Below are 25,020 nucleotides of genomic sequence, written 5' to 3'. Positions count from 1 at the left end.
TTATCTGATAAAGAGTGAAAAACTATGAGCCTTTCGTTTGTCAGTGAGCAGTTACTCACCGCCAACAAATTGAATCTTGACGATCTTGCCGCTGTGCTGGGGTCGCTTAATGAGCGTCGACTGGACTATGCCGATCTCTATTTCCAGTCCAGCTACCATGAGTCCTGGGTACTGGAAGATCGCATCATTAAAGACGGTTCTTACAATATCGATCAGGGCGTGGGTATCCGTGCGATTGACGGTGAAAAGACCGGGTTTGCTTATGCCGATCAGATCACGCTGAACGCATTGCATCAGAGCGCGCAGGCTGCACGCAGCATTGTGCGGGAACAAGGCACAGGGACTGCGCACACGTTGGGAGCGGTATCGCATAATGCGCTTTATCCCACGTTGAACCCGCTGGATAGCCTGACGCGTGAGGACAAAATTGCGCTGTTGCAGCGTGCCGACACGGTCGCGCGTGCCGCAGATGCGCGCGTACAGGAAGTGTCAGCCAGCCTGACCGGCGTGTATGAGCTGGTGCTGGTGGCAGCGACGGACGGTACGCTGGCGGCGGATGTACGCCCGCTGGTTCGCTTGTCGATCAGCGTGTTGGTCGAATCTGAGGGTAAACGTGAACGCGGTTCCAGCGGCGGCGGCATGCGTGGCGGCTATGACTATTTCTGGGAAGTAGCTGACGGCGAAGCACGCGTCGACGCCTGGGCAAAAGAAGCCGTGCGGATGGCGCTGGTTAACCTGTCGGCGGTGGCCGCTCCTGCCGGGCCAATGCCTGTGGTGTTGGGCGCTGGCTGGCCGGGCGTGCTACTGCATGAAGCCGTTGGTCATGGTCTGGAAGGTGATTTTAACCGTCGCGGTACGTCAGTATTCAGCGGGCAGATGGGGAAACTCGTTGCGTCAGAGCTGTGTACGGTGGTGGACGACGGCACGCTGACCGGGCGTCGTGGTTCGCTCTCGATGGATGATGAAGGCGTTCCGGGGCAATACAATGTCCTGATCGAAAACGGTATTCTGAAAGGCTACATGCAGGACAAGCTGAATGCGCGTCTGATGGGCGTTGCGCCAACGGGCAACGGTCGTCGCGAATCTTATGCGCATCTGCCGATGCCGCGTATGACGAACACCTATATGCTGGCCGGGAAATCCACGCCGGAAGAGATTATCTCCAGCGTCGAATACGGCCTGTATGCGCCAAACTTTGGCGGCGGTCAGGTCGATATTACCTCTGGCAAGTTCGTCTTCTCGACATCCGAAGCCTACCTGATCGAAAAAGGTCGTATCACCACACCAGTCAAAGGTGCCACGCTGATTGGCTCCGGCATTGAAGCGATGCAGCAGATCTCGATGGTCGGCAACGATCTGGCGCTGGATAAAGGCGTCGGCGTGTGCGGCAAAGAGGGGCAAAGTCTGCCTGTCGGCGTGGGTCAGCCTACGTTGAAGCTGGAAAGCCTGACTGTCGGCGGCACTGCGTAATTTGCTCTGAGTCCTGAGTTCCTTTAAGACCGCGCTTTATTAGCGCGGTTTTTTTCAGGGGTTGCTATATAGCGGAACACACAATCAGGACACCGCGGCAATAATCGATTTGAGCTGCTTGATGTGTATTTCATCCCGCTGTACCAAAACGTCTTCCTTAATCTTGAGAACAATGCCTTTTAACAGATCTGTGGTGCTGGAGATGTTTGTCGCGGCTTTTAGTGCATCAATATCTGTCGCGACATGCCTGCCTTTAAGCGAAAGACGTTTCTCGGATTTTCCTTTTGCCAAATCACTTTGTAGAAAACGCGGGATATCTTTTGCCGCTGCGTGGTCAGCTGCCAGCGTGTGCAGATAATATTTCATCAGCGTGGGAATAAAATCGGGCTCCCCACCTAATTCGCAACTTGCCAGATTCAGGATGTCTATCATGTGCGCGGGCACTCGACTTTCCAGTGCTTTACGCTGCACATCCAGCGCTTTCTTAATCATGGGGGTCGATTGATGGGGGATGATGGCAACATTTCCGCAGCGTTCACAAACCCCAACCAAAACCTGTCTCACCACGCCGCTATTATCGCTGAACGGGACGTCTTTAAGTCGAAACGTCGCAGTTTCAAGTGACTGGCATGTGTTACAGAGAGCAGCTTGTGTATCGCCGACTTTGAAAATTTTCATGTCATCGCCTCAATGGTGGACGCTAATAAAGACACAATCCGGCTCGGTAAAATACCATTTGATATACCACGGTATTCCCCGATAGCGGCAACGGATGATATGAGCATCAATATGCGCTGCAAAATGGTGGGGTGAAGAGGAGTAAGATGGCCCGGCAGATTGATAAATAATATCAATGAGTTCTGTTATTGATGTTTGTCCGGTTGCCAGAAAATTCTTCGTGCTGATATTCCCTATGGCTTCATGCAGCACATTACCTGACTGCAAACAGACAATAAGCTGCTTTTTGGCATCCTTGAATCCCATTTCTCACCTATATTGTACGAATTTATTCGTACGTTATCCATGTGATTTTGCTTTCCTGAACGAAGGGAAGAGATATAACGCAAGGATGGTGGGATCGGGATGTATTTTGTATGAAAGAGGGAAACGCCTCGCATTTTCCTCTTTGCAAAGCCTACCTTTTTTCCTCGCTATGATCCTGCCGATAGCCCTGATATGTCAGGGCGACGTTTTTGAAGTATTCCGTCATGTAGTTAATGCAGACTTGTACTTTCAGCGGCAGGTTGTCTTTGCGGGTGTAGAGCGCGTAGACCGGGCGCGGATCGGAGTGGTAGCGGTTGAACAGAATCTCGATTTCACCGCGGTTAATTTCGTCGACCACCCACATGAGCGGCACGTACGCGATACCCGCGCCGGTCTTAAGCCAACGCACCAGCGTTTGTGGGTCGTTAGTGACAAAGCGCCCTTGTGGCGTGACACGGGTCGAAATGCCTTCCGGAGCGATCAGCTCGAATTCGCTGTCGGGCCGTACGCTGTATTCCAGCCAGGAAAAATTCACCATATCTGCCGGTTTATCCGGCGTGCCGTGCTGTACCAGATAGCTTTTTGCGGCACAGACCACCATCGGCATCGAGCCTAAGCGTTTCGAGAACAGGCTGGAATCCTGTAGCGCGCCGACGCGGATAACGATATCCAGCCCGTCGGCAATCAGATCGGGAGCGGGAATTCCGGTGACCAGATTGACGGACAAACCAGGATATTCCTTCAGCATGGCGGCAGTCATGGTGGACAATACATTCTGCGCCATCGTAGAAGAACTGCCGATGCGCAGCGTGCCGATCGGCGTGTTGTTGAAGGCATAAAGCTGCTCATGGACCTCATGCGCCTCATGTAGCATCCGGCGACAGCCGTGGTAGTAAATTTTCCCGGCTTCGGTCAAACCAATGCTGCGCGTACTGCGATTAAGCAGCTTAATCTGTAGCTCATCTTCAAGCTTGGTAACGGTCTGGCTGACGGCGGATACGCTCATCTGTAACTGACGGGCTGCAGCGGTAAAAGAACCAAATTCCACTACGCGGGCAAACACCGACATACTCTTTAGTCTTTCCATTATTCACTCTGGCTTAAAAGTGATTTAGATCACACTATGTAGATAAGGTGATAATAAGCATCCATAATATAGCCTATCCGGTGGTTCTGGGCAGAACAGAGCCATTCAATGATTGTGTTTATTTACTCAATTAGAGTAATACGCTGATTTCCCATCGTTAGTCAGTCCTTGCTGACATCGCTATTCATCAGTTTAACGCTATTCCATCCGTTGGCTACTCGCCTGCGGGATGAGGCTCTGTTGTCGGTGCTGAAAGGCCGCGCCAGACGACATAATTTACCACTCGGTAGCGCACCTGCTCGTTACCGCTCTCTAATAGAAAAAGGAAAAGAGGATGAGTTCACTCCCGGTTATGGTGTTGTTCGGGCTGTCATTTCCCCCCGTATTTTTTATCTTGCTGGTATCGCTGACCCTGTTTTTTGTCGTGAATCGCCTGCTGCAACCGACGGGGATCTATGACTTTGTCTGGCATCCTGCGCTGTTTAACAGCGCGCTGTTCTGCTGTCTGTTTTATTTACTGTTCCGTTACGGTCTGTGAGGTGTCTGTGAAAGCGTTCTTTTTACCCTTGTTTAGACAGCAGGCCGTGCTGATCAAAAAACTGAGCCGCGTGGCCATTACGCTGGTGATTGTACTGTGTGCGATTGTGGCCATTTTTCGTGTCTGGGCGTTCTATACCGAATCGCCCTGGACGCGTGATGCCAAATTTACGGCGGATGTCGTGGCAATCGCGCCGGACGTCAGCGGGTTACTGAGCGATGTTCGCGTGACGGACAATCAGCTGGTGAACAAAGGTGACGTGCTGTTTGTCATCGATCAGCCGCGCTACCATCAGGCCGTGGCGCAGGCGGAAGCCGATGTTGCCTACTATCAGGCGCTGGTGACGGAAAAACGTCGGGAATCAGGACGTCGGGCGCGACTGGGCATCAGTGCGATGTCACAGGAAAATATCGATCAGTCCAGTAATGCATTGGAAACCGCCACGCACCAGCTTGCTAAAGCGCAGGCGGTATTGTCACTGGCGCAACTGGAGCTGGAACGCACCGTGGTACGCGCCCCTGCCGACGGCTGGGTGACCAATCTGCATGTGCAGAGCGGTGAGTTCATTGAACGAGGTAACACGGCGGTAGCGCTGGTGAAGAAGGATTCGTTCTATCTGCTGGCGTACATGGAAGAAACCAAGCTTGAAGGCGTGCGTCGTGGCTACCGTGTTGAAATTACGCCGCTGGGTAGCGAAAAGATATTTTACGGCACGGTTGATAGCGTGGCGGCTGGGGTGAATAACAACAGTAACAGCGCGAACAGTAAAGGCCTGGCGAACGTGGATTCCAATCTGGAGTGGGTGCGTCTGGCGCAGCGTGTGCCGGTAAAAATTCGCCTCGATCGCCAAATGGGCGACCTCTACCCGGCTGGCACCACGGCCACCGTGGTGATCACCGGTGAGCAGGTCAACAATGATAAAGCGCCTTCGCCGCTCATTCGTCTCCTGTATCGTCTGCGTGAGTTCGGCTAAGTGAGGCGATGATGAAAACTACGTCGCTAACAGGCCCTATGTTCTTTACGACGCCACAGTTTGCACGCTTGCGCTTCGCTTTCAAGCTGAGCTTCGCGATCGTGCTGTCCCTGTTTCTGGGGTTCCATCTCCAGTTGGAAACGCCGCGCTGGTCGGTGCTGACGGCGGCGATTGTCGCTGCTGGTCCGGCGTTTGCTGCGGGCGGTGAGCCATTTTCTGGTGCCATTCGCCACCGTGGCATGCTACGTGTTGTCGGCACCTTTATCGGCTGTATCGGCGCACTTATCATCATTATTGCTACCGTTCGCGCACCGGTTGTGATGTTGATGCTGTGTTGTATTTGGGCGGGCTTCTGCACCTGGGTTTCCTCGCTGGTTAAAGTCGAAAACGCCTATGTGTTCGGTCTGGCGGGCTATACCGCACTGATTATTATTGTGTCGACGCAGGGTACACCGCTGCTGACGCCGCAGTTTGCCGTGGAACGCTGTAGCGAGATTGTGTTGGGCATCGTCTGTGCGATTCTGGCGGATTTACTGTTCTCGCCGCGCTCGATCAAGCAGGACGTTGACCGCAGTATCGGTGAACTATTGGTGGATCAGTATCGGTTACTGCAACTCTGCATGAGCGGGGCGGAGAAAGACGCGATAGACGCGGCATGGCACGCATTGGTGCGCAAAACAACCGCGCTAAACGGCATGCGCAGCAGCCTGATGTTGGAGTCCTCGCGCTGGCAGAACAGCAATCGCCGCTTAACGTCGTTGCATACGCAATCGCTCACGATGATTACACAGGCGTGTGAAACCTACCTGATTTTGCAGGACGCCCCGACTCCCGTAAAAAGCAGCCTGAAACTGGTATTGGATCAGCCTGTTGAGTCGTTTCGCGATGTGCATTGCCGTGTGAAAGCATTGCGCCACCTGATTGCGGCGGACAGCCGTGACGTGCCGCCGATGCTGATCAGTTGGGTCGGAGCGGCGACGCGCTACCTGCTGTTGGCGAAGGGCGTGCAGACCAACGGGCGTATCAATACGATTGAAGCCGACGTGCTTAACAGCGAGGTGGAAATTAAAGTGCCATCGGCCGAAACGCATCACGCCATGATTAATGGCTTACGCACTGGCGTGGCGACGGCGCTGGGCTGCCTATTTTGGCTGAGCACGGGCTGGACCTCTGGCAGCGTGTGTATGGTGATGATTGCGGTGGTGACGTCGCTTGCCATGCGGTTGCCGAACCCGCAGATGATGGCGAAGGATTTTCTTTTCGGGACGATCTACGCGCTGCCGCTGGGGGCGTTGATGTTTATGTTTATCATGCCGTCAACGCAACAAAGTATGCTGTTGCTATGCCTGAGTCTGGGAGCAATGGCCTTCTTCCTCGGCCTTGAAGTGCAAAAACGTCGACTCGGCTCACTGGGTGCATTGGCCAGTACGATCAATATTCTGGTATTAGATAACCCGATGACGTTCAACGTCAGTCAGTTTCTGGATAGTGCGATCGGCCAGATCATCGGTTGTTTTCTGGCGTTGATGGTGATCCTGTTGATCCGGGATAACACCAAAGCACACACGGGAAGAACGCTGCTGAACCGCTTTGTGTATGGCGCGGTCTCGGCGCTGACGACCAACACAGCGCGTCGCAAAGAAAACCACCTGCCTGCGCTGTATCAACAGCTGTTCCTGCTGCTGAACCGCTTCCCTGACGATATTGCCAAATATCGCCTCGCACTGTGGCTGATCATCATGCACCAGCGTCTGAGAACGCTGGATATTCCGCAAAACGCGGTGCTCTCTGCCTTTCATCGCCAGATTCGTGCAACGGCGGAGCAGGTGATTTCGGCCCGACGCGATAGCACTCGCAGCCGCTATTTCACGCAGCTGTTGGACGAGCTTGAACGCTATCAGCAGATGCTGACAGAACAGCAACTACCGCCGAGCGTGACAGCGCCTGTAGGGCGATTAACTGGGATCCTGCGTGATTATCAGCATGCGCTGAGCAACTAACCTCAGTGGGCGAGGTGGATCGGTAACTCTGACGATTAATCCGAGAGTACCGCAGCTCTCGCCCATCACTTCTATACTGAATGATCTATAGCTTCCCTCATAACGTCATGGAATATGACCCTTTTCAGGAGGTAACACGATGTCAGGACAAAACTTGCAGGATCATGAACTGTTTAAAACGGGCTACTTTGCTGCGGGGAAATGGCAGCAGAGCGGCGCTACCTTTGAGGTCGTGAATCCGGCGACGGGCGAGTCGATTGCCAGCGTGGCGAAAGCGGGAAAGAAAGAGACGCAGGCGGCGATTGACGCCGCGTATGCCGCGTTTCCTGCCTGGAAGCGTAAAACCGCGAAAGAACGTTCTGAAATTCTGTATCGCTGGTACGAACTGATTCTGGAAAATAAACGTTATCTGGCGGAGCTGATGACCGCCGAGCAGGGTAAGCCCGTGGAGGAAGCCGAAGGTGAAGTCGTCTACGCGGCGAATTTCATTCAGTGGTTTGCTGAGCAGGGCAAGCGTGCGAACGGTGAGATTATTCCGCCTGCGAAACCCGGATCGAAGATTTACGCCACGCGTGAACCCGTTGGCGTCGTTGTCGCCATTACACCGTGGAATTTCCCGCTGGCGATGCTGACGCGTAAGCTGGGGCCGGCGCTAGCCGCAGGATGTACCGGTGTGATAAAACCCGCCAACAACACGCCGCTGTCTGCGTTTGCGCTGTTGGCATTGGCACAGCAGGCGGGTGTGCCGGATGGTGTACTCAACGGCGTGGCGGGCGACACGCAGGCGATCAGCGATACCGTCATGGCGAGCGATAAAGTGCGCAAAATTTCCTTCACTGGTTCGACTGAAGTAGGGAAAACGCTGGTGCGCAATGCCGCAGAGACTATGAAGAAAGTGTCGATGGAGCTGGGCGGCAACGCGCCTTATATCGTGTTTGATGACGCAGATATTCAGGCCGCAGTAAAAGGTGCGATAGCTAACCGTTTCCGTAACGCAGGTCAGGTTTGTGTTAGCGCCAACCGGTTTTATATTCAGGACGGCGTCTACGATGAGTTTGTCTCTCTGCTCGCAGAAGAAGTGAAGAAGCTGAAGGTCGGCAACGGTATGGATGACGGCGTCGTGCTCGGTCCGCTGATTGATGATGCTGCGGTCGAGAAGGTGGAAAAGCACGTCAATGACGCGGTGGAAAAGGGAGGCAAGGCGGTTGTCGGTGGTAAACGGCACAAGCTGGGCCATAGCTTCTTTGAGCCAACGGTGATTGTTGATGCTAACGAAGCGATGCTGCTGGCGCAGGAAGAAACGTTTGGTCCGGTTGCTCCCTGTTTCCGCTTCAAAACGGAAGAAGAGGTGATTCAGCGCGCCAACAATACGCCGTTTGGGCTGGCCGCCTACTTCTACAGCCAGAATTTGCAGCGTGTGTTCCGCGTGGCTGAAGCGCTGGAGAGCGGCATGATTGGTATTAACGAATGCGCGGTTTCAACCGAATTAGCTCCCTTCGGCGGTGTGAAAGAGTCAGGATTAGGTCGCGAAGGCTCGGTTCTGGGGCTGGACGAGTTTCTGGAAGTGAAAACCTGGCATTTGGGCGGGTTGTGATCTGAAGGGATGTTGCGATCGGCATTGATCGAATCCGATTGAATACCGGAAAACAAGATAGGTAATACGTGGGATGAGTGAGTCAGACTCCTCATCCCACGATTGCCATTAGTCTGTGGTTTCAGCCAGTTCGCGCAGATACTGGAAGATCTGGCGGGCGGATTTTGGCGGCTTATTCGTCGCTTTCTCTTTCTGCGCATTGCGCACCAGAGAACGTAACTGCTGACGGTCAGCGTGAGGATACAGCGCCAGAATATCGGGAACCACATCGTCACCCTCTTCAATCAGACGGTCGCGCAGCTGTTCCAGTTTGTGGAATAACGCTACCTGCTGATTATGACGGTTGTTCAGCTTATCCAGCGCGGTTTGGATCGGTTCTGGATCGCGGGCGCGCAGCATTTTACCAATCAGCTGTAGCTGACGGCGGCGACCTTCTTTCTTGATCCGCTGAGCCAGTTCCACCGCCGCACGCAGATCGTCATCCAACGGGATCTTTTCCAGCGCGTTTTTGCCCAGATCGACCAGCTCCGCGCCGAGATCTTTCAGCGCTTCGGCATCGCGCTTTATTTCACTTTTGCTGACCCAGATAATTTCATCATCTTCGTCGTCTTCTTGGTTATCTGGGACGTCATTCAGCCAGTCTTCGTACTTTTGCTTCATGGTTGGCTCCTAAAAAGTGTCCAGGAGCAATTCTTAACGCTACGCGTAGCGGCTCCGGGATGGTGAACAGCGTGCCCACCAGAAAAAAGAGGCTGATACTAACAGGTTTGGGCTTTGTGCGAAATTGTCCGTAGATCCTGTTAGACTAGAAAGCATTATGCTACACCATTTTATGCTCCCCATACTTCACGTTACCTACGTGTTGGCTGCGCGAAGTATAGAGAGTATACGCCCCTTTTGTGCTCGTTGCGGGGATGATGATGGTGAGCTTTCTTCCACTCATTATGGCAGAACAATGACGATAACTACTCAGGTTGCAGAGCAGCGTAAAGCGCTGGAACTCGCGGTTGCTCAGGCGCTGGAACTGGCGCGTGCCGGTTCTGATGCGGCAGAAGTCGCGGTGTCAAAAACGACGGGCATTAGCGTCAGTACCCGTTATGGTGATGTTGAAAATGTTGAATTCAACAGCGATGGCGCGTTGGGCATTACGGTTTATCACCAACAGCGTAAAGGCAGCGCATCGTCTACCGATCTCAGTCCAGATGCGATAGCTCGTACCGTACAGGCCGCGCTGGATATTGCTCGCTATACCTCTGTCGATCCTTTTGCTGGCCCGGCGGATCGCGATCTTCTGGCGTTCGACGCGCCGGATCTGGATCTGTTCCACCCAACCGAGCTGGATGCGGATCGCGGTATTGAATTAGCCGCTCGCGCAGAGCAGGCCGCATTACAGGCGGATAAGCGCATTACCAACACCGAAGGCGGCAGCTTTAATAGCCACTACGGCGTTAAGGTGTTCGGTAATAGCCACGGTCTGCTGAAAAGTTACTGCTCTAGCCGTCATTCTATGTCCAGCTGTGTGATTGCCGAAGTGAATGGCGATATGGAGCGAGATTATGCCTACACCGTCGGCCGGGCGCTGGATGACTTGCGCAGCCCGGAATGGGTGGGCGAAGAGTGCGCGCGCCGCACGTTATCCCGCCTGTCACCGCGTAAGCTGCCTACCATGCAGGCTCCGGTGATGTTTTCTGCGGAAGTGGCAACGGGCCTGTTTGGCCATTTGGTTGGCGCCATCAGCGGCGGCAGCGTTTATCGTAAATCCACTTTCCTGCTGGATAAGCTGGGTCAGCAGATTCTGCCGGAGTGGCTGACGATTGAGGAACAGCCGCATCTGCTGAGAGGGCTGGCCTCTACGCCGTTCGACAGCGAAGGCGTGCGGACGCAGGCGCGTGACATTGTGAAGGCGGGCGTGTTGCAGACCTGGCTCATGACAAGCTACTCCGCGCGTAAGCTGGGAATGCAGAGCACCGGCCATGCGGGTGGCATTCATAACTGGCGGATTGCCGGACAGGGGCTGGATTTCAACGGTATGTTGAAACAGATGGGCAAAGGCCTGCTGGTGACCGAACTGATGGGGCAGGGTGTGAGCGGTGTGACGGGGGATTATTCCCGTGGAGCATCCGGTTTCTGGGTCGAAAACGGCGAAATTCAGTATCCGGTCAGCGAGATTACTATCGCGGGTAACCTGAAAGACATGCTGCGCAATATTGTGACGGTGGGGAATGATATCGAAACCCGAAGCAATATCCAGTGTGGTTCCGTGCTGCTGCCAGAGATGAAGATCGCAGGGGAATAAGCCTGCTCTTTGTGAGTAACCGTCGCCGTCGGCAGTGTCCGACGGCTGTTACTCTATGCCTTATTAGCACGCATTTATAGCAGAGTAGCACCTCGCTGGTTTAGCGGTGGTACTCGCCTGCGGCTTCTGGCTGATAGAGTAGTTCTAGTACTTCAATTCGTGTTTCTTCACCGTTTGGCAACTGCCAGGTGATCGAGTTTCCCACATGCATTCCCAATAGTGCCGCACCCAGCGGAGCCATCACCGACAGCGGTTCTTGACTGTCCTTCACCGCGGCCGGATAAACCAGCGTACGGATGTGCTCTTCGTTGGTATTCAGATCGCGGAAACGCACCCGACTATTCATGGTGACGACATGTGAGGGAATCGATGCCGCAGGCAGAATGTCCGCCCGATCCAGCTCCTCATTCAACGCCTGTGCGATATCACTGTCCGCAAAGGCGGGCTGCTCCAATAACATATCCAGACGTTCTGCATCCAATTCACTGATTGTCAGGTTAGGTTTCGTCATACTCCTCTCCAGTTGGTATTTTTAGATGATATAAAAATAACCCCCGCGCCCAAAGGAGCAGGGGGTATAAGAAAATATTATGATTTATAGAGGTAGATAGTAGGAGGTTCGGAAGGGAAAGTGAAGCGCTCCTTGTTACGAAAGCTCGCAGATAGACTGCTAAGGAAATGCTAGTCCTCGTCGAACCCGGCTTCGAACAGTTCGATGACGGCGGCAAGCGCCTGTTCTTCATCCGGGCCCGTCGCTTCTACCTCGATGAGTCGCCCTTTGGCCGAGTCCAGCATTAGCATGGCAATCACGCTGCTGGCTTCGGCTTCGGTGCCGCTGTCATTACGCAGTATTACTTCTGCATCAAAGCTCTGCACCAGCTCGAACAGCTTCATGGCTGGGCGAGCGTGCATGCCCAGCTTGTTTTTGATTTCGACCGTTTGCTGGACTGTCATAGGTTACCTGATTGGTCTGGTTTGCCGACTCTTACGAGGGTTTACGTTTTTCCAGCGTACGGTGGCGAGACTGTACGTTCTTACCGCGTGAGCGGAAGTAGTCTGCCAGCTGTTCGGCGACGTAGACGGAGCGGTGTTTACCGCCGGTACAGCCAATGGCTACGGTCAGGTAGCTGCGGTTATTGGTTTCCAGCATCGGCAGCCACAGTTCCAGATAGCTACGAGTCTGGTAGATGAAGTTGTGAACTTCGGTGTGCCTGTCGAGGAAGGACGCAACGGGCTTATCCAGACCCGTCATCGGGCGCAGTTTCGGATCCCAATGTGGATTCGGCAGGAAGCGCACGTCAAAGACGTAATCCGCATCGATAGGGATACCGTGCTTGAAGCCGAACGATTCGAACACCATCGTGAGCTCGCGTTCTCGCTTGCCGAGCAGACGGGTACGCAGCATTTCGGCCAGTTCATGTACCGACATCTCTGAGGTGTCGATAATCAGGTCGGCGCGTGAACGTAGCGGCTCCAGCAGGTCGCTTTCTTCATCAATCGCGCTTTCCAGTGACAAATTCTTGCTGGAGAGCGGGTGAAGGCGACGGGTATCGCTGTAGCGACGGATCAGCGTATTGCGATCGGCATCCAGAAACAGCAGTTGAGGCGAGAAGCTTGGCGGCAGTTGCTCCATGGCATGCTCGAAGATCTCGGGTGATTCCGGCATATTGCGCACGTCAATGCTGACCGCTGCGGAAATGTTACGTGCTGCAAGCGTATTAGCCAGTTCTGGCAGTAGAACCACTGGCAGGTTATCTACGCAGTAGAACCCCATATCTTCCAGTGCGCGCAGGGCGACAGATTTCCCTGAACCTGAGCGACCACTGACAATCATCAGCACCATCTGACGACTCCCCTCTGGCAACGTGATGGCGAATTTTCATTGCCACTGTTTTTATAAAAAAGTGATGTATAGCTAAAAAAATGACGGCTTAGCGCAGGGATTGCAAGCATTCTCTGAATCCACGGCGAATCGCCCGTCATCGTGAACATGACAACCATTCGGCTTAACCGGCTTCCGTCATAATCTGGTACAGCTCTTCATCGCTTTGCGCCGCACGCAGGCGTCGGCAAACCGTTTTATCCGCCAACCGCTTGGCAACAAGCGACAGGGTATGCAAATGGGTTTTACATTGTTCCGCTGGAACCAGCAAGGCAAAAAGCAGATCAACGGCCTGATTATCAATGGCATCGAAAGCGATCGGTTGCTCTAACTGGATGAAAACACCGATGGCACCCAGCGCATTATCGTCTTCCAGCTTACCGTGAGGAATGGCAATGCCGCCGCCGATTCCTGTGCTGCCCATCCGCTCCCGGGTCAGGATGGCATCAAAGATAATCTGCGAAGGAATGTTAAGCTGCCTGGCGGCCAGCTCACTGATAATTTCCAATGCCCGTTTCTTACTCTGGCAGTGGACGGTGCTTCGGGTGCACTCAGGACGTAATACGGTGCTGAGCTGCAATACGGGATCGTGGTTCATTTTATTTTCACTTAACGACGCTTTCACTTCTGGTGATCCCGACCCACCCGATGGATGGGCCGAGTTTGTCCTTTGCCAAATGGCAAAGAAGAAAATTAGTGCTGCTTGAGTTTATCTTTATGCTTATTGAGCTGTCTCGCCAGCTTATCAATCAATAAATCTATCGCGGCGTACATATCTGCCGCCTCTGAGGTTGCATGCAGCTCGCCGCCATTCACGTGGAGCGTGGCCTCGGCAATTTGCTGAACTTTTTCCACCCTCAATACCACATTGACCTGATTAATCCGGTCAAAATACTGCTCTAATTTGGCAAACTTGCCATTCACAAAATCACGCAGTGGTTCAGTGATATCGATGTGGTGTCCGGTAATGTTGAGCTGCATAGTGTCTTCCTTCTCTGTTGAGATCAAACCAGTTGTTTACGCTGATTTGATGGTGGGATAGATAAAGACTCTCGGTATTTTGCAACGGTTCGACGCGCCACGATGATGCCCTGATCGGAGAGCAGTGCCGTAAGCTTGCTATCGCTCAGTGGCTTCACGGGGTTTTCCGCTGCAATAAGCTTCTTCACCAACGCGCGGATTGCCGTTGACGAGGCTTCTCCGCCGCTATCGGTATTAACGTGGCTGGAGAAGAAATATTTTAGCTCAAAAATGCCGCGCGGGCTGTGCAGGAACTTCTGTGTCGTCACGCGTGAGATGGTGGATTCATGCATATCCACCGCCTGAGCGATGTCTGCCAGTACCATGGGCTTCATGAATTCTTCGCCCTGCTCGAAGAAATCCTGCTGCTGTTCGACGATGCAGCGGGTGACCTTCAGCAGTGTGTCATTGCGACTTTCCAGGCTTTTGATGAGCCAGCGGGCTTCTTGCAGATTGCTGCGGATAAACTGCCCGTCGCTGTCGTTACGCGCGCTGTTACCCAGCGCGGCATACTGCTGGTTAATCTGCAACCGGGGAACGCTGTCGGTATTCAGTTCGACGGCCCAGATCCCCTGAACTTTACGTACCAGCACGTCAGGAATCACGTATTCGGATTCACCGGTGTTGATCGATTGTCCTGGACGGGGATCGAGCGACTGGATCAGCGCCAGCGCTTCTTTCAGCACCTCTTCTTTCAGACGAGTAACGCGGATCAGGCTGCGGAAATCATGGTTGGCTAACAGATCGAGATGATCGCTGACGATCAGGCGGGCTTCGGTTAGACGTGGCGTGTCGTCGGCGAACTGGGAAAGCTGCACCAGCAGACAATCACGCAGATCGCGAGCGGCGACGCCAACGGGATCGAAGCGCTGCACGCGTTTGAGTACGGCTTCAACCTCTTCCAGCGTCACGTCGTCGTCACCGATGCTGTCAAGAATGTCCTGCAACGGTACGGTCAGGTAACCTGTGTTGTCGACCGCATCGACGATAGAGGTCGCGATAGCCGCGTCGGTGTCGGAAAACGGCGTTAGCTCGACCTGCCACATCAGGTAATCCTGAAGCGTTTGCGTGGTTTCGCCTTGATAAATTGGCAGTTCTTCATCGCGATAGTCGGTGCCGGTGCCCGACGGCGTGCCTGCGGAGTAGATTTCATCCCAGGTGGCATCGAGCGGCAATTCTTCCGGCATGTCTCTTTGTTCAAGAGCTTCGCCGGTATCCAGTGAATCGCTGTCTGCCTTTTCAAATGACTCGATTTCGTCGTGCTGATCCGTTTGTTCGAGCAACGGATTGCTTTCCAGCGCCAGTTGAATTTCCTGTTGCAATTCAAGCGTGGACAGTTGCAACAGGCGGATCGCCTGTTGGAGCTGTGGAGTCATGGCCAGTTGCTGGCTAAGCCTGAGTTGCAAACCTTGCTTCATAAATCGCGCTAACGTCCCATAAGTACTGCAAAGATAAAATATTACCCTATCAGAGTCGGAAACCTTCGCCCAGATAGACGCGTTTCACCTGTTCATCGGCCAGAATATCGGTCGGTGAACCGTGGGCGATCAGGTTGCCCTGACTCACGATGTAGGCTCGTTCACAGACATCAAGCGTTTCGCGGACGTTATGATCGGTAATCAACACGCCAAGCCCGCTGTCACGCAGATGCTCAATGATTTTTTTAATATCCAGTACGGAGATCGGGTCTACGCCCGCAAACGGTTCATCCAGCAGGATGAACTTCGGATTCGCTGCCAGCGCACGCGCAATTTCTACGCGGCGTCTTTCTCCACCGGACAGCGATTGTCCCAGACTATCGCGCAAATGAATAATATGGAATTCTTCCATTAGCTCATTGGCACGATCTTCCTGCTGTTCGGTTGTCAGATCTTTACGGATCTGTAACACCGCCATCAGGTTGTCATACACGCTTAAGCGACGGAAGATAGAGGCTTCCTGTGGCAGATAGCCGATGCCGCGCAGCGCGCGTTCGTGCAAAGGAAGCAGGCTGATGTCATCATCGTCAATGACGATGCGTCCTTCATCACGCGGAACAATGCCCACGACCATGTAGAACGTTGTCGTTTTGCCAGCACCGTTCGGCCCTAGCAGGCCGACGATTTCGCCGGAATTCACGGTGAGACTGACGTTTTCCACGACCTTACGGCCTTTGTACGCCTTGGCTAGATTTTCTGCGGTTAATGTTGCCATAACTTATTCAGTGACCCGTGGTTGCGGTTGCTGAGAACGAGAAGGCTGGCTCTTGTTTTCTTTATCCTGAAGCTGGGAAGGAACCAACACCGTCGTCACGCGTTTTCCTTTGTCGCTGGTCGCTTCCATCTGCTGCTGTTTCACCAGATAAGTGATGCGATCGCCTTTGACATTGCTGTCCTGCTGTTCCAGATAAGCATCACCTGTCAGCACCAGAAAGTCTTTGGCCAGCTCGTAGCGGATTTTCTGCGCGTGACCTTTCACCGGTTTGCCGTTGTCCTGCATCTGATAGAACGTCACGGGGTTGCCGTAACCTTCCACCACTTCACTGCCTTGCGTGCCCTGTGGACGCGTCACGACGACCTTGTCGGCTTTTACTTCAATCGTGCCTTGCTTCACGACAACATTACCGGTGAAGGTTACCGTGTTGCCCTGCATGTCCAGAGATTGCTGTGCTGAATCAATGTGAATAGGTTGATTGCTATCGCCGGTCACGGCAAAGGCGGAAACGCTGACGGCGAACAGCGAGCTGGCGATCAGGGTGTTACGCATCAGATTATTGGTTTTGGATTTCATAAGAGGTTTTTACCTTTTCGATCAACTCGGCCGTTTTGTTACGCAGATTCCCGCGCATTTTCATTCCGCTTGACGTGAAGCTGGCGCCGTACAGGGTGACTTCATCATCGGAAGAGACGTCCTGCGTGACCAGATTCACCTGGGCATTATTCGTTGTGATGCGCTGAAGCTGTGCGTCTTTCGTCAGGCTATTCACCTCAACGTTGCCGTACAGATAGAGCATCTTGTCTTTTGTCAGCTTGGCGCGATCGGCGCGTACTGACCAGGTTGCGGTGCCTTGTTCATTGAACAGCGTGGCAACAGGCGTGGTAAACCAGCTCAACTGCTCCTCGTTGAAATACTCCGCTTTTTCCGAGATCAGTCTGTAGCTCAGCTTACCCGCAGGGCTGTATACCTGCGTATTCGTCTTTTCGCTGGTATAAACCGGCACGGCGGGGTCGTTTGCATCCGGTGCTGCTACCGTGTCGTCATCCGCAATATTCCAGCCGATGAGGATAAGCACTAACAGGGCCAGAAAAGCGGTGAGCCAACGCTTGGTTTTACTCATATTGACAACCCTTTGGCATGCTCCAGCTTGTCCTGCGAGAACAGAATCAAATCACACAGCTCACGTACTGCGCCACGGCCTCCCGCAATGCGGGTGACATAATCTGCGCGTGGTAACAGCAGCGGATGGGCATCAGCCACGGCAACGCTCAGCCCGACCTGCGCCATCACTGGCCAGTCGATCATATCGTCGCCGATATATGCCACCTGATTTGCCGTTACTGACAGTTTATCCAACAGATCGTTGAAGGCCAAAACCTTATCCGATTGCCCCTGATAAAGATGGTTAATGCCCAGCGTCTTACACCGGTCTTCCAGCAATTTTGCTGAACGCCCGGTAATGATGGCAACCTCAATATCAGACGTCAGCAAGCAGCGAATGCCATAGCCGTCGCGGACGTTAAAGGCTTTCAGTTCTTCGCCGTGATTACCCATGTAAATCAGACCATCGGACATCACGCCGTCAACGTCGCAAATTAACAGGCGAACCTCACGGGCTTTACCCAGTACCTGTTGATCGACAGGCCCATAGCAGGTATCGGTTTGCGCCCTGACTTCACTCATTCACTATTATCCTTTCTTTTTAAACCACGCCAGCCCGCAGCATATCGTGCATGTGGACGATCCCGACCAGACGATCGTTTTCTGCCACCAGCACTGAGGTGATATGGCGCGACTGCATCAGGTTAAGTGCATCCACCGCCAGCGTTTGCGGTGCGACCCGGATGCCGCCCGCGGTCATCACATCAGCAATGCGCGCGCTGTTCAAGTCAATATTCATGTCGAAGATGCGGCGCAGGTCACCATCGGTAAAGATGCCCTGAATTTTCATATCCGCCTCGCAGATTACCGTCATACCCAGATTTTTGCGCGTAATTTCCACCAGCGCATCACGCAGCGAGGCATCGTGTGGGACATGGGGAATCTCATCGCCCGAATGCATGATATCGCTGACGCGCAGTAAAAGTTTGCGGCCGAGTGCGCCGCCGGGGTGAGAAAGGGCGAAATCTTCGGCAGTAAAGCCGCGCGCCTGTAACAACGCCACCGCCAGCGCGTCTCCCATGACCAGCGTTGCGGTGGTGCTGGTGGTGGGTGCCAGGCCGAGCGGGCAGGCTTCCTGCGGGACGTGAACGCACAGGTGAATATCTGCGGCCTTGCCCATCGTACTTTCTGGTGCGCTGGTCATGCAGATCAGGAACACTTTCTGGCGTTTCAGAACCGGAATCAGCGACAGAATTTCATGGGACTCGCCAGAGTTGGAAATGGCGATCACGATATCGTGCGGTGTCACCATGCCGAGATCACCGTGGCTGGCTTCGCCCGGATGAACAAAAAAAGCAGGCGTACCGGTGCTGGCGAAGGTCGCGGCAATTTTACAGCCGATGTGGCCGGATTTGCCCATTCCCATCACCACCACTTTGCCCTGACAATCGAATATCTTTTTGCAGGCGAGGGTAAAGTTGTCATCAATGTACTGGTCTAATTGCGCAAGCCCATCGCGCTCGATACTCAGTACCTGCTTGCCCGCTTGCTGGAAATCGAAATCTGCTGGTAGTTCATGAGCCTTTTGTAACCTATGGCCGGTTTGTGAGCCATGATCGGCTCGTAGTGCATGATCGGATAGTGCACGGTCAGACTGCTGTTTTAGATGAGCATCTTGTTCAAACTGTGACATACCAATAGTCCTGATTATGATGAAAAACAGAGCGTCTTATGAAAAACAAAACTTCTTATGAAAAGCAAAACAGAGCCGTCAGATAGGCGATGAACGCGCAGCATAATAATGCGCCTGCGCCCTGTCCTATACGGCGTTTTTTGCTGAGGCACAGTGCGGTTAACAGCACGCTCGCCGCCAGCATGACCCAATAGTCGCGCTGAAAAGCCTGAGGGTTCAGTGCGCCCGGCGAGAGCAGAGCAGGCACGCCCAGCACAATCGCAATATTAAAAATGTTCGAGCCAATCAGGTTACCCAGCGCAATATCATCTTCTTTCTTCAACGTCCCGACGATGGCGGTAGCAAGCTCAGGCAGGCTGGTGCCAATCGCCAATATGGTCAGCCCGATAGTCAACTCACTGACATCGAAGTAGCGTGCAATGACGGTCGCGTTATCCACCACCATACGAGCGGCCATGGGTAAAATAATCATGCCGAGAATCAACCACAGCACCGCGACCATCTGGCTGCTGTCATCCTGCGGGAGTTCCGCCAGCTGTTCGCGCGTCAGGCTATCGCCGCCTTCCCGCTGTGCCTGTTGTGCCATGCGAAGTATCAACACCAGACACAGAATGGCGGCAAAGAGCAGCATGATGCCGTCGGTGCGGCTCAGGTAGCTATCATGCAGTAAAACGCCACACAATAAAGTGACGGACAACATGAGCGGCAATTCCCGGCGCAGGATGGCTGAATGTACCGTTAGCGGGCGAATGAGTGCCGCGCTGCCGAGAATGAGTAAAATATTGGTGATATTGGAACCCAGAACATTACCGACGGCCATATCGTTCTGAGCGTTCAACGCGGCGGTAACCGAAACGATCAGCTCGGGTAGCGAAGTGCCGAAGCCGACAATGGTGATGCCGATAACGAAAGGCGGTAAGCCAAGAGAACGCGCAAGCACGGCGGCACCATAGACAAGACGATCGGCACCGTAAACCAGTAATAGCAAACCAACGAACAAGAGTAGTGTTGCAAAAAGCATGCAGCGTCCTTTAATAGGATATAATCACTGGCCTGTTGTCGAATAAGTCAGTATTTCTGGACAATTTTCGCACAAAAAGCATGTTCTGTGATGAGTGCTAATTCTGACGGTGCTTGGCGAAAAAGTAAAACCTGTCGCGATAAGTAAAACCCAGTAACGATTTGTGCCGCCATTTTGGACAAGAACTTACGGTAAGTTTTTGTAAAACTCGCACCTTGATGAAAGGCAGCCGTTAGGCTGGAGTGAAAGACCTCTGTATGAGCGTACTGATGGGTAAGGAATGGAAATAATGAACCATGAGGCAACTAATCTGGTCGAGATCCGTGGTCTTAGCTTTCGGCGCGGAGAGCGAGAGATTTTTACGGACATCACGCTGAATGTGCCTAAAGGCAAGGTCACCGCGATCATGGGGCCTTCCGGCATCGGTAAAACCACGCTGTTGCGCCTGATTGGCGGACAGCTACCGCCAGACAGCGGCGAAATCTGGTTTGATGGTGAGAATATCCCGACGTTGTCGCGCAGTGAGTTGTACAACGCGCGCAAGAAAATGAGCATGTTGTTTCAGTCCGGTGCGTTATTCACCGATTTGAACGTGTTTGATAATGTCGCCTGGCCGCTGCGTGAACATACCAAACTACCGGAAGAACTGTTGCGTAGCATCGTCATGATGAAACTGGAGGCGGTGGGACTACGCGGCGCGGAGAAACTGATGCCAGCGGAGCTTTCCGGCGGCATGGCGCGGCGCGCGGCGTTGGCGAGAGCCATCGCGCTCGACCCGCAGTTGATTATGTTTGATGAGCCTTTTGTCGGGCAAGATCCGATTACGCTCGGGACGCTGGTGAAGCTCATCGACGAGTTGAATCATGCATTGGGCGTGACCTGCATTGTGGTTTCTCACGATGTGCCAGAGGTGATGAGCATTGCCGATTATGCGTATATCGTGGCCGATAAGCGGGTGATCGGGGAAGGGACCGCGGATCAACTGAGAGCAAACAGTGACCCGCAGGTTCGTCAGTTCCTGGATGGTATCGCCGACGGACCAGTACCTTTCCGTTTTCCAGCCGGCGACTATAAAACGTCGCTGCTCGGTTCAGGGGGTTAACGCAGTCATGTTATTACGGACGTTGGCGTCGTTGGGGCGTCAGGGAATCTCCACCAGCGCCTCGTTTGGGCGCGCCGGCCTGATGCTGTTTAATGCGCTGGTGGGTAAACCCGAATTCAGAAAACAGTGGCCGCTGTTGGTGAAACAGCTTTACAGCGTTGGCGTGCAGTCGCTGCTTATCATCATGGTTTCCGGCCTGTTTATCGGTATGGTGCTGGGGTTACAGGGCTATATCATCCTGACGACTTACAGCGCTGAGGCCAGCTTGGGCATGATGGTGGCACTGTCGCTGCTGCGTGAACTTGGTCCGGTGGTGACGGCATTGCTGTTCGCGGGCCGTGCGGGTTCCGCGCTGACGGCAGAAATTGGCCTGATGAAGGCGACAGAGCAGCTCTCCAGCATGGAGATGATGGCGGTCGATCCGCTGCGCCGCGTTGTCGCGCCGCGCTTCTGGGCAGGGTTAATCAGCATGCCGCTGCTGGCGGTGATTTTTGTCGCGGTGGGCATTTGGGGCGGCGCGCTGGTCGGTGTGGACTGGAAAGGCATCGACAGTGGGTTCTTCTGGTCTGCCATGCAAGGCGCGGTTGACTGGCGTCAGGATGTCTTGAACTGCGTGATTAAAAGTATCGTATTTGCGATTACCGTGACTTGGATTGCACTGTTTAACGGCTATGACGCGATCCCGACGTCTGAGGGGATCAGCCGTGCAACGACCCGAACCGTCGTGCACTCGTCGTTAGCGGTACTGGGATTGGATTTTGTGCTGACAGCACTGATGTTTGGGAACTGAGTCGATGCAAACAAAGAAAACTGAAGTCTGGGTTGGTGTGTTTATGTTGATCGCGCTGGCAGCCATCCTCTTTTTATGCCTGAAAGTCGCCGATCTTAAATCGATCGGTAGCGAGCCAACGTATCGCTTGTATGCGACGTTTGACAACATTGGCGGGCTGAAAGCGCGTTCTCCGATCAGAATTGGCGGCGTAGTGGTTGGCCGCGTAGCGGATATTTCGCTGGACGAGAAAACGTACCTGCCACGCGTGGCGATGGATATTCAGCAGCGCTACGATCATATTCCTGATACCAGCTCTCTGGCCATTCGTACCTCCGGCTTGCTGGGCGAACAGTATCTGGCGCTGAACATTGGGTTTGAAGATGAAGAAATGGGCACAGCGATCCTGAAAGACGGAGGTGTAATTCAGGACACCAAGTCAGCGATGGTGCTTGAAGATCTCATCGGTCAATTCCTATATAAGAGCGGCAGTAATAGCGAAGATAATGGTGGTCAATCAGGTACGGAGCCGGGTGCCAATCCTGCGGTAACCCCTGAACACAACAACGAACCTGTTCCTTCACATCCATAAGAGGATATCTGCATGTTTAAACGTTTACTGATGGTGGCTTTACTGGTGGTCGCGCCATTAGCCAACGCGGCGGATCAAACGAACCCTTATCGTTTAATGAATGAAGCGGCGGAAAAAACTTTTGATCGTTTAAAGAACGAACAGCCAAAGATCAAACAAAACCCTGATTATTTGCGTACCGTCGTACGTGAAGAGCTGCTGCCGTATGTTCAGGTGAGATACGCTGGTGCGCTGGTTCTGGGTCGTTACTACAAAGATGCGACACCGGCACAGCGTGATGCCTATTTCAAAGCGTTTGAAGCCTATCTGGAGCAGGCTTACGGCCAGGCGCTGGCGATGTATAACGGGCAGACCTATCAGATCGCCCCTGAGAAACCGCTGGGCGATGCCGATATCGTTTCTATTCGCGTCACCATCATTGATAACGGCGGCCGTCCTCCGGTACGTCTGGATTTCCAATGGCGTAAGAACAGTAAAACCGGTAACTGGCAGGCGTACGACATGATTGCCGAAGGTGTCAGTATGATCACCACCAAGCAGAACGAGTGGGCGGCAATATTGCGTCAGAACGGCGTGGATGGCCTGACTAAACAGCTGGAATCTTCGGCGAAGCAGACCATCACGTTGGATCAGAAAAAGTAATTTGGGTACGAACATGGCGAACGCATTGAACTGGCAGGCACAGGAATCAACGCTGGCGTTAACGGGCGATCTGGATCGTGAAACGCTGTTACCGTTCTGGCAGCAGCGTGAATCGTTGCTGGCGGGTAAAACGACGCTGGATGTGTCTGGATTAAACCGCGTTGATTCTGCCGGGTTAGCATTGCTGATGCATGTTTATCAGCAGCCGTCTTCAGGCGGAGAGATAACGATTGTCGGTGCCAGCGATCGGCTAAAAACGCTCATTGCGCTCTATAACCTGAATGAAATCATTCCTGTGTCTTAAACGGTAACGCGGTTTACCGGATTCGCCCCTTTAGGCATCGTCTGAAGGGGCGTATTCTTTGTTTAAGATAGCGTCATATTCATCTAAGATACCTCCCTGTAAATCATCTCCCCCTGACATAGAAATCGAGAGCGATGGAAAATAACGAAATTAAAGACGTGCTGATGAACGCATTGGCACTGGAAGAAGCCCATGTTTCTGGTGATGGCAGCCATTTTCAGGTCATCGTAGTGGGCGGACTTTTTGCTGGAATGAGCCGAGTCAAAAAACAGCAGGCTGTTTATGCGCCGCTGATGGAGTACATCGCGGATAACCGTATTCATGCGCTGTCGATCAAGGCTTATACGCCGGAAGAGTGGCAACGCGACCGTAAACTGAACGGCTTCTAAGTATTATTCCCCCTGCGAGTGGGAATAAACTGCCGGTATCAGTGTGACGACATATTGAATTAAGACATTGAGATACAAAGACTATGGATAAATTTCGTGTTCAGGGCCCAACCCGCTTAGCGGGGGAAGTGACCATTTCTGGCGCCAAGAATGCTGCGTTGCCCATCCTGTTCGCTGCGCTACTCGCAGAAGAGCCGGTAGAAATTCAGAACGTACCGAAACTGCGCGATATCGATACCACCATGAAGCTGCTTGGTCAACTGGGTGCGCGCGTTGAGCGTAACGGTTCCGTCCATGTGGATGCCAGCGAGGTAAACGTGTTCTGTGCGCCGTACGATCTGGTGAAAACCATGCGCGCCTCTATTTGGGCTTTAGGGCCGCTGGTGGCGCGTTTTGGTCAAGGTCAGGTCTCGCTGCCCGGCGGCTGTGCGATTGGCGCGCGCCCGGTAGATTTGCACATTTACGGCCTTGAGCAGCTCGGTGCGCAGATCGTACTGGAAGAAGGCTATGTCAAAGCAACGGTTGATGGCCGCCTGAAAGGTGCGCACATCGTGATGGATAAAGTGAGCGTGGGTGCCACGGTCACCATCATGAGTGCGGCGACGCTGGCGGAAGGCACCACGATTATTGAGAACGCGGCGCGTGAGCCGGAGATTGTCGATACGGCACATTTCCTGAATACGCTGGGTGCGAAAATCAGCGGTGCAGGCACGGATAAAATCACCATTGAAGGCGTTGCGCGTCTGGGCGGCGGTGTCTACCGCGTGGTGCCTGACCGTATTGAAACCGGGACTTTCCTGGTCGCGGCTGCGGTATCTCGTGGTCAAATTATGTGTCGCAATACCCGTCCTGATACGTTGGATGCAGTATTGGCGAAGCTGCGCGAAGCGGGTGCGGAGATCGAAATTGGCGAAGACTGGATCAGTCTGGATATGCACGGTAAGCGTCCAAAAGCCGTTACCGTTCGCACGTCGCCGCATCCGGGGTTCCCGACCGATATGCAAGCGCAGTTCAGCTTGCTGAATCTGGTTGCGGAAGGGACGGGCGTGATTACTGAAACCATCTTCGAAAACCGCTTCATGCACGTGCCTGAGCTTATCCGTATGGGCGCACAGGCGGAAATTGAGAGCAACACGGTGATTTGCCACGGCGTTGATAAGCTGTCTGGCGCGCAGGTGATGGCGACCGACTTACGTGCATCAGCCAGTCTGGTATTAGCCGGTTGTATCGCAGAAGGTGTGACGATAGTCGATCGTATTTATCACATCGATCGTGGCTATGACCGCATCGAAGATAAGCTGCGTGCGTTAGGTGCGAATATCGAGCGCGTTAAAGAGCACGAGTAAGCGTTTTAGCTGGTTTATCTT

General features: G+C 53.5%; 29 protein-coding genes. 13 read left to right on the top strand and 16 right to left on the bottom strand.

Going from position 1 to position 25,020, the window contains the following annotated elements; translation table 11 throughout:
* Window positions 1-24: 24 nt before the first annotated feature.
* On the top strand, window positions 25-1,470 hold the full coding sequence (gene tldD, locus H4F65_RS12170; RefSeq protein ID WP_010681562.1) for a metalloprotease TldD: 1,446 nt from the start codon (window positions 25-27) through the stop codon (window positions 1,468-1,470).
* Window positions 1,471-1,554: 84 nt separating this feature from the next.
* On the opposite strand, the gene H4F65_RS12165 is transcribed toward tldD, so the two are convergent.
* From H4F65_RS12165 to aaeR, 3 genes are all read right to left on the bottom strand, one after another.
* Complete coding sequence (locus tag H4F65_RS12165) at window positions 1,555-2,148, bottom strand: hypothetical protein (protein WP_010681563.1); 594 nt, start codon at window positions 2,146-2,148, stop codon at window positions 1,555-1,557.
* Between the two features lie 9 nt (window positions 2,149-2,157).
* Window positions 2,158-2,454 (bottom strand): hypothetical protein, encoded by a 297-nt coding sequence (locus tag H4F65_RS12160; RefSeq protein WP_072014187.1) that lies wholly within the window; start codon window positions 2,452-2,454, stop codon window positions 2,158-2,160.
* A 151-nt stretch (window positions 2,455-2,605) separates the two neighbouring features.
* On the bottom strand, window positions 2,606-3,541 hold the full coding sequence (gene aaeR / locus H4F65_RS12155) for an HTH-type transcriptional activator AaeR (protein ID WP_039313788.1): 936 nt from the start codon (window positions 3,539-3,541) through the stop codon (window positions 2,606-2,608).
* Between the two features lie 334 nt (window positions 3,542-3,875).
* Here aaeR and aaeX point away from each other — a divergent pair, with 334 nt between their 5' ends.
* The 4 genes from aaeX to H4F65_RS12135 all read left to right on the top strand — a co-directional run bounded on the left by aaeX (window position 3,876) and on the right by H4F65_RS12135 (window position 8,646).
* Window positions 3,876-4,079: a p-hydroxybenzoic acid efflux pump operon protein AaeX gene (aaeX, locus tag H4F65_RS12150; RefSeq protein WP_010681565.1), complete on the top strand. Its 204-nt coding sequence runs from the start codon at window positions 3,876-3,878 to the stop codon at window positions 4,077-4,079.
* A 7-nt stretch (window positions 4,080-4,086) separates the two neighbouring features.
* Window positions 4,087-5,052, top strand: a complete 966-nt coding sequence (gene aaeA, locus H4F65_RS12145) for a p-hydroxybenzoic acid efflux pump subunit AaeA (RefSeq protein ID WP_010681566.1) — start codon at window positions 4,087-4,089, stop codon at window positions 5,050-5,052.
* A gap of 38 nt (window positions 5,053-5,090) precedes the next feature.
* Entirely contained in the window at window positions 5,091-7,052 is a 1,962-nt protein-coding gene (gene aaeB / locus H4F65_RS12140) for a p-hydroxybenzoic acid efflux pump subunit AaeB (RefSeq protein ID WP_373370736.1), read from the top strand.
* Between the two features lie 139 nt (window positions 7,053-7,191).
* On the top strand, window positions 7,192-8,646 hold the full coding sequence (locus H4F65_RS12135; RefSeq protein WP_010681568.1) for an NAD-dependent succinate-semialdehyde dehydrogenase: 1,455 nt from the start codon (window positions 7,192-7,194) through the stop codon (window positions 8,644-8,646).
* A 108-nt stretch (window positions 8,647-8,754) separates the two neighbouring features.
* Here H4F65_RS12135 and yjgA read toward each other — a convergent pair whose 3' ends face one another.
* Window positions 8,755-9,306 carry a ribosome biogenesis factor YjgA gene (gene yjgA / locus H4F65_RS12130; RefSeq protein ID WP_010681569.1) on the bottom strand — a complete coding sequence of 184 codons (552 nt, stop codon included), beginning with the start codon at window positions 9,304-9,306 and terminating at the stop codon, window positions 8,755-8,757.
* Window positions 9,307-9,601: 295 nt separating this feature from the next.
* On the opposite strand from yjgA, the gene pmbA reads away from it, so the two are divergent.
* A complete protein-coding gene (gene pmbA, locus H4F65_RS12125) occupies window positions 9,602-10,942 on the top strand; it encodes a metalloprotease PmbA (RefSeq protein ID WP_010681570.1) in 1,341 nt (446 codons plus the stop codon).
* A 100-nt stretch (window positions 10,943-11,042) separates the two neighbouring features.
* Here pmbA and rnk read toward each other — a convergent pair whose 3' ends face one another.
* The 12 genes from rnk to H4F65_RS12065 all read right to left on the bottom strand — a co-directional run bounded on the left by rnk (window position 11,043) and on the right by H4F65_RS12065 (window position 19,855).
* The gene (rnk, locus tag H4F65_RS12120) at window positions 11,043-11,453 is read right to left on the bottom strand and encodes a nucleoside diphosphate kinase regulator (RefSeq protein WP_010681571.1); all 411 of its coding nucleotides are present in this window, start codon (window positions 11,451-11,453) and stop codon (window positions 11,043-11,045) included.
* A gap of 170 nt (window positions 11,454-11,623) precedes the next feature.
* Window positions 11,624-11,896, bottom strand: coding sequence for a PTS phosphocarrier protein NPr (gene npr / locus H4F65_RS12115; protein WP_010681572.1), 273 nt, complete (start codon window positions 11,894-11,896; stop codon window positions 11,624-11,626).
* A 31-nt stretch (window positions 11,897-11,927) separates the two neighbouring features.
* Window positions 11,928-12,785 (bottom strand): RNase adapter RapZ, encoded by an 858-nt coding sequence (rapZ, locus tag H4F65_RS12110; protein ID WP_010296630.1) that lies wholly within the window; start codon window positions 12,783-12,785, stop codon window positions 11,928-11,930.
* A gap of 163 nt (window positions 12,786-12,948) precedes the next feature.
* On the bottom strand, window positions 12,949-13,422 hold the full coding sequence (gene ptsN / locus H4F65_RS12105) for a PTS IIA-like nitrogen regulatory protein PtsN (protein WP_039279069.1): 474 nt from the start codon (window positions 13,420-13,422) through the stop codon (window positions 12,949-12,951).
* A 95-nt stretch (window positions 13,423-13,517) separates the two neighbouring features.
* Window positions 13,518-13,805 carry a ribosome hibernation promoting factor gene (hpf, locus tag H4F65_RS12100; RefSeq protein ID WP_010296634.1) on the bottom strand — a complete coding sequence of 96 codons (288 nt, stop codon included), beginning with the start codon at window positions 13,803-13,805 and terminating at the stop codon, window positions 13,518-13,520.
* Between the two features lie 23 nt (window positions 13,806-13,828).
* On the bottom strand, window positions 13,829-15,262 hold the full coding sequence (gene rpoN, locus H4F65_RS12095) for an RNA polymerase factor sigma-54 (protein ID WP_010681574.1): 1,434 nt from the start codon (window positions 15,260-15,262) through the stop codon (window positions 13,829-13,831).
* 49 nt (window positions 15,263-15,311) lie between these two features.
* Entirely contained in the window at window positions 15,312-16,037 is a 726-nt protein-coding gene (gene lptB / locus H4F65_RS12090; RefSeq protein ID WP_010296638.1) for an LPS export ABC transporter ATP-binding protein, read from the bottom strand.
* A gap of 3 nt (window positions 16,038-16,040) precedes the next feature.
* Window positions 16,041-16,613: a lipopolysaccharide ABC transporter substrate-binding protein LptA gene (gene lptA, locus H4F65_RS12085; protein ID WP_039313775.1), complete on the bottom strand. Its 573-nt coding sequence runs from the start codon at window positions 16,611-16,613 to the stop codon at window positions 16,041-16,043.
* The gene (gene lptC, locus H4F65_RS12080) at window positions 16,594-17,160 is read right to left on the bottom strand and encodes an LPS export ABC transporter periplasmic protein LptC (protein ID WP_010280154.1); all 567 of its coding nucleotides are present in this window, start codon (window positions 17,158-17,160) and stop codon (window positions 16,594-16,596) included. The genes lptA and lptC overlap by 20 nt, the downstream gene beginning before the upstream one ends.
* A complete protein-coding gene (gene kdsC, locus H4F65_RS12075; protein ID WP_010280156.1) occupies window positions 17,157-17,723 on the bottom strand; it encodes a 3-deoxy-manno-octulosonate-8-phosphatase KdsC in 567 nt (188 codons plus the stop codon). The genes lptC and kdsC overlap by 4 nt, the downstream gene beginning before the upstream one ends.
* A 19-nt stretch (window positions 17,724-17,742) precedes the next feature.
* On the bottom strand, window positions 17,743-18,834 hold the full coding sequence (gene kdsD, locus H4F65_RS12070; RefSeq protein ID WP_010280159.1) for an arabinose-5-phosphate isomerase KdsD: 1,092 nt from the start codon (window positions 18,832-18,834) through the stop codon (window positions 17,743-17,745).
* Window positions 18,835-18,889: 55 nt separating this feature from the next.
* Window positions 18,890-19,855 carry a calcium/sodium antiporter gene (locus tag H4F65_RS12065; RefSeq protein WP_010280160.1) on the bottom strand — a complete coding sequence of 322 codons (966 nt, stop codon included), beginning with the start codon at window positions 19,853-19,855 and terminating at the stop codon, window positions 18,890-18,892.
* A gap of 289 nt (window positions 19,856-20,144) precedes the next feature.
* On the opposite strand from H4F65_RS12065, the gene mlaF reads away from it, so the two are divergent.
* The 7 genes from mlaF (at window position 20,145) to murA (ending at window position 24,999) form a co-directional block, all read left to right on the top strand.
* Entirely contained in the window at window positions 20,145-20,957 is an 813-nt protein-coding gene (gene mlaF, locus H4F65_RS12060) for a phospholipid ABC transporter ATP-binding protein MlaF (RefSeq protein ID WP_010280161.1), read from the top strand.
* 7 nt (window positions 20,958-20,964) lie between these two features.
* Window positions 20,965-21,747 carry a lipid asymmetry maintenance ABC transporter permease subunit MlaE gene (gene mlaE / locus H4F65_RS12055; protein WP_010280162.1) on the top strand — a complete coding sequence of 261 codons (783 nt, stop codon included), beginning with the start codon at window positions 20,965-20,967 and terminating at the stop codon, window positions 21,745-21,747.
* Window positions 21,748-21,751: 4 nt separating this feature from the next.
* Complete coding sequence (mlaD, locus tag H4F65_RS12050; protein WP_010280164.1) at window positions 21,752-22,318, top strand: outer membrane lipid asymmetry maintenance protein MlaD; 567 nt, start codon at window positions 21,752-21,754, stop codon at window positions 22,316-22,318.
* A 12-nt stretch (window positions 22,319-22,330) separates the two neighbouring features.
* Entirely contained in the window at window positions 22,331-22,960 is a 630-nt protein-coding gene (gene mlaC / locus H4F65_RS12045) for a phospholipid-binding protein MlaC (RefSeq protein WP_010280165.1), read from the top strand.
* 13 nt (window positions 22,961-22,973) lie between these two features.
* Complete coding sequence (mlaB, locus tag H4F65_RS12040) at window positions 22,974-23,264, top strand: lipid asymmetry maintenance protein MlaB (protein ID WP_010280168.1); 291 nt, start codon at window positions 22,974-22,976, stop codon at window positions 23,262-23,264.
* Between the two features lie 134 nt (window positions 23,265-23,398).
* Window positions 23,399-23,653, top strand: coding sequence for a BolA family iron metabolism protein IbaG (gene ibaG / locus H4F65_RS12035; protein WP_010280170.1), 255 nt, complete (start codon window positions 23,399-23,401; stop codon window positions 23,651-23,653).
* 83 nt (window positions 23,654-23,736) lie between these two features.
* Window positions 23,737-24,999: a UDP-N-acetylglucosamine 1-carboxyvinyltransferase gene (gene murA, locus H4F65_RS12030; RefSeq protein ID WP_010280171.1), complete on the top strand. Its 1,263-nt coding sequence runs from the start codon at window positions 23,737-23,739 to the stop codon at window positions 24,997-24,999.
* Window positions 25,000-25,020 lie beyond the last annotated feature (21 nt).

Source organism: Pectobacterium brasiliense (genome assembly GCF_016950255.1).
Taxonomy (GTDB): Bacteria; Pseudomonadota; Gammaproteobacteria; order Enterobacterales; family Enterobacteriaceae; genus Pectobacterium; species Pectobacterium brasiliense.
Note: the sequence above shows the minus strand (reverse complement) of the source record. Positions and strands in the feature narration are given on the sequence as shown.

Bases quoted from the DNA above. Each gene is read 5' to 3' on its own strand.
- lptA (WP_039313775.1), bottom strand. From the start codon at position 16,613: ATGAAATCCAAAACCAATAATCTGATGCGTAACACCCTGATCGCCAGC.
- aaeX (WP_010681565.1), top strand. From the start codon at position 3,876: ATGAGTTCACTCCCGGTTATGGTGTTGTTCGGGCTGTCATTTCCCCCC.
- rapZ (WP_010296630.1), bottom strand. From the start codon at position 12,785: ATGGTGCTGATGATTGTCAGTGGTCGCTCAGGTTCAGGGAAATCTGTC.
- hpf (WP_010296634.1), bottom strand. From the start codon at position 13,805: ATGCAGCTCAACATTACCGGACACCACATCGATATCACTGAACCACTG.
- aaeB (WP_373370736.1), top strand. From the start codon at position 5,091: ATGTTCTTTACGACGCCACAGTTTGCACGCTTGCGCTTCGCTTTCAAG.
- H4F65_RS12135 (WP_010681568.1), top strand. From the start codon at position 7,192: ATGTCAGGACAAAACTTGCAGGATCATGAACTGTTTAAAACGGGCTAC.
- aaeR (WP_039313788.1), bottom strand. From the start codon at position 3,541: ATGGAAAGACTAAAGAGTATGTCGGTGTTTGCCCGCGTAGTGGAATTT.
- mlaB (WP_010280168.1), top strand. From the start codon at position 22,974: ATGGCGAACGCATTGAACTGGCAGGCACAGGAATCAACGCTGGCGTTA.
- mlaD (WP_010280164.1), top strand. From the start codon at position 21,752: ATGCAAACAAAGAAAACTGAAGTCTGGGTTGGTGTGTTTATGTTGATC.
- ptsN (WP_039279069.1), bottom strand. From the start codon at position 13,422: ATGAACCACGATCCCGTATTGCAGCTCAGCACCGTATTACGTCCTGAG.
- kdsC (WP_010280156.1), bottom strand. From the start codon at position 17,723: ATGAGTGAAGTCAGGGCGCAAACCGATACCTGCTATGGGCCTGTCGAT.
- mlaF (WP_010280161.1), top strand. From the start codon at position 20,145: ATGAACCATGAGGCAACTAATCTGGTCGAGATCCGTGGTCTTAGCTTT.
- kdsD (WP_010280159.1), bottom strand. From the start codon at position 18,834: ATGTCACAGTTTGAACAAGATGCTCATCTAAAACAGCAGTCTGACCGT.
- lptC (WP_010280154.1), bottom strand. From the start codon at position 17,160: ATGAGTAAAACCAAGCGTTGGCTCACCGCTTTTCTGGCCCTGTTAGTG.
- H4F65_RS12160 (WP_072014187.1), bottom strand. From the start codon at position 2,454: ATGGGATTCAAGGATGCCAAAAAGCAGCTTATTGTCTGTTTGCAGTCA.
- rpoN (WP_010681574.1), bottom strand. From the start codon at position 15,262: ATGAAGCAAGGTTTGCAACTCAGGCTTAGCCAGCAACTGGCCATGACT.
- yjgA (WP_010681569.1), bottom strand. From the start codon at position 9,306: ATGAAGCAAAAGTACGAAGACTGGCTGAATGACGTCCCAGATAACCAA.
- murA (WP_010280171.1), top strand. From the start codon at position 23,737: ATGGATAAATTTCGTGTTCAGGGCCCAACCCGCTTAGCGGGGGAAGTG.
- H4F65_RS12065 (WP_010280160.1), bottom strand. From the start codon at position 19,855: ATGCTTTTTGCAACACTACTCTTGTTCGTTGGTTTGCTATTACTGGTT.
- rnk (WP_010681571.1), bottom strand. From the start codon at position 11,453: ATGACGAAACCTAACCTGACAATCAGTGAATTGGATGCAGAACGTCTG.
- mlaC (WP_010280165.1), top strand. From the start codon at position 22,331: ATGTTTAAACGTTTACTGATGGTGGCTTTACTGGTGGTCGCGCCATTA.
- pmbA (WP_010681570.1), top strand. From the start codon at position 9,602: ATGACGATAACTACTCAGGTTGCAGAGCAGCGTAAAGCGCTGGAACTC.
- lptB (WP_010296638.1), bottom strand. From the start codon at position 16,037: ATGGCAACATTAACCGCAGAAAATCTAGCCAAGGCGTACAAAGGCCGT.
- mlaE (WP_010280162.1), top strand. From the start codon at position 20,965: ATGTTATTACGGACGTTGGCGTCGTTGGGGCGTCAGGGAATCTCCACC.
- tldD (WP_010681562.1), top strand. From the start codon at position 25: ATGAGCCTTTCGTTTGTCAGTGAGCAGTTACTCACCGCCAACAAATTG.
- npr (WP_010681572.1), bottom strand. From the start codon at position 11,896: ATGACAGTCCAGCAAACGGTCGAAATCAAAAACAAGCTGGGCATGCAC.
- H4F65_RS12165 (WP_010681563.1), bottom strand. From the start codon at position 2,148: ATGAAAATTTTCAAAGTCGGCGATACACAAGCTGCTCTCTGTAACACA.
- ibaG (WP_010280170.1), top strand. From the start codon at position 23,399: ATGGAAAATAACGAAATTAAAGACGTGCTGATGAACGCATTGGCACTG.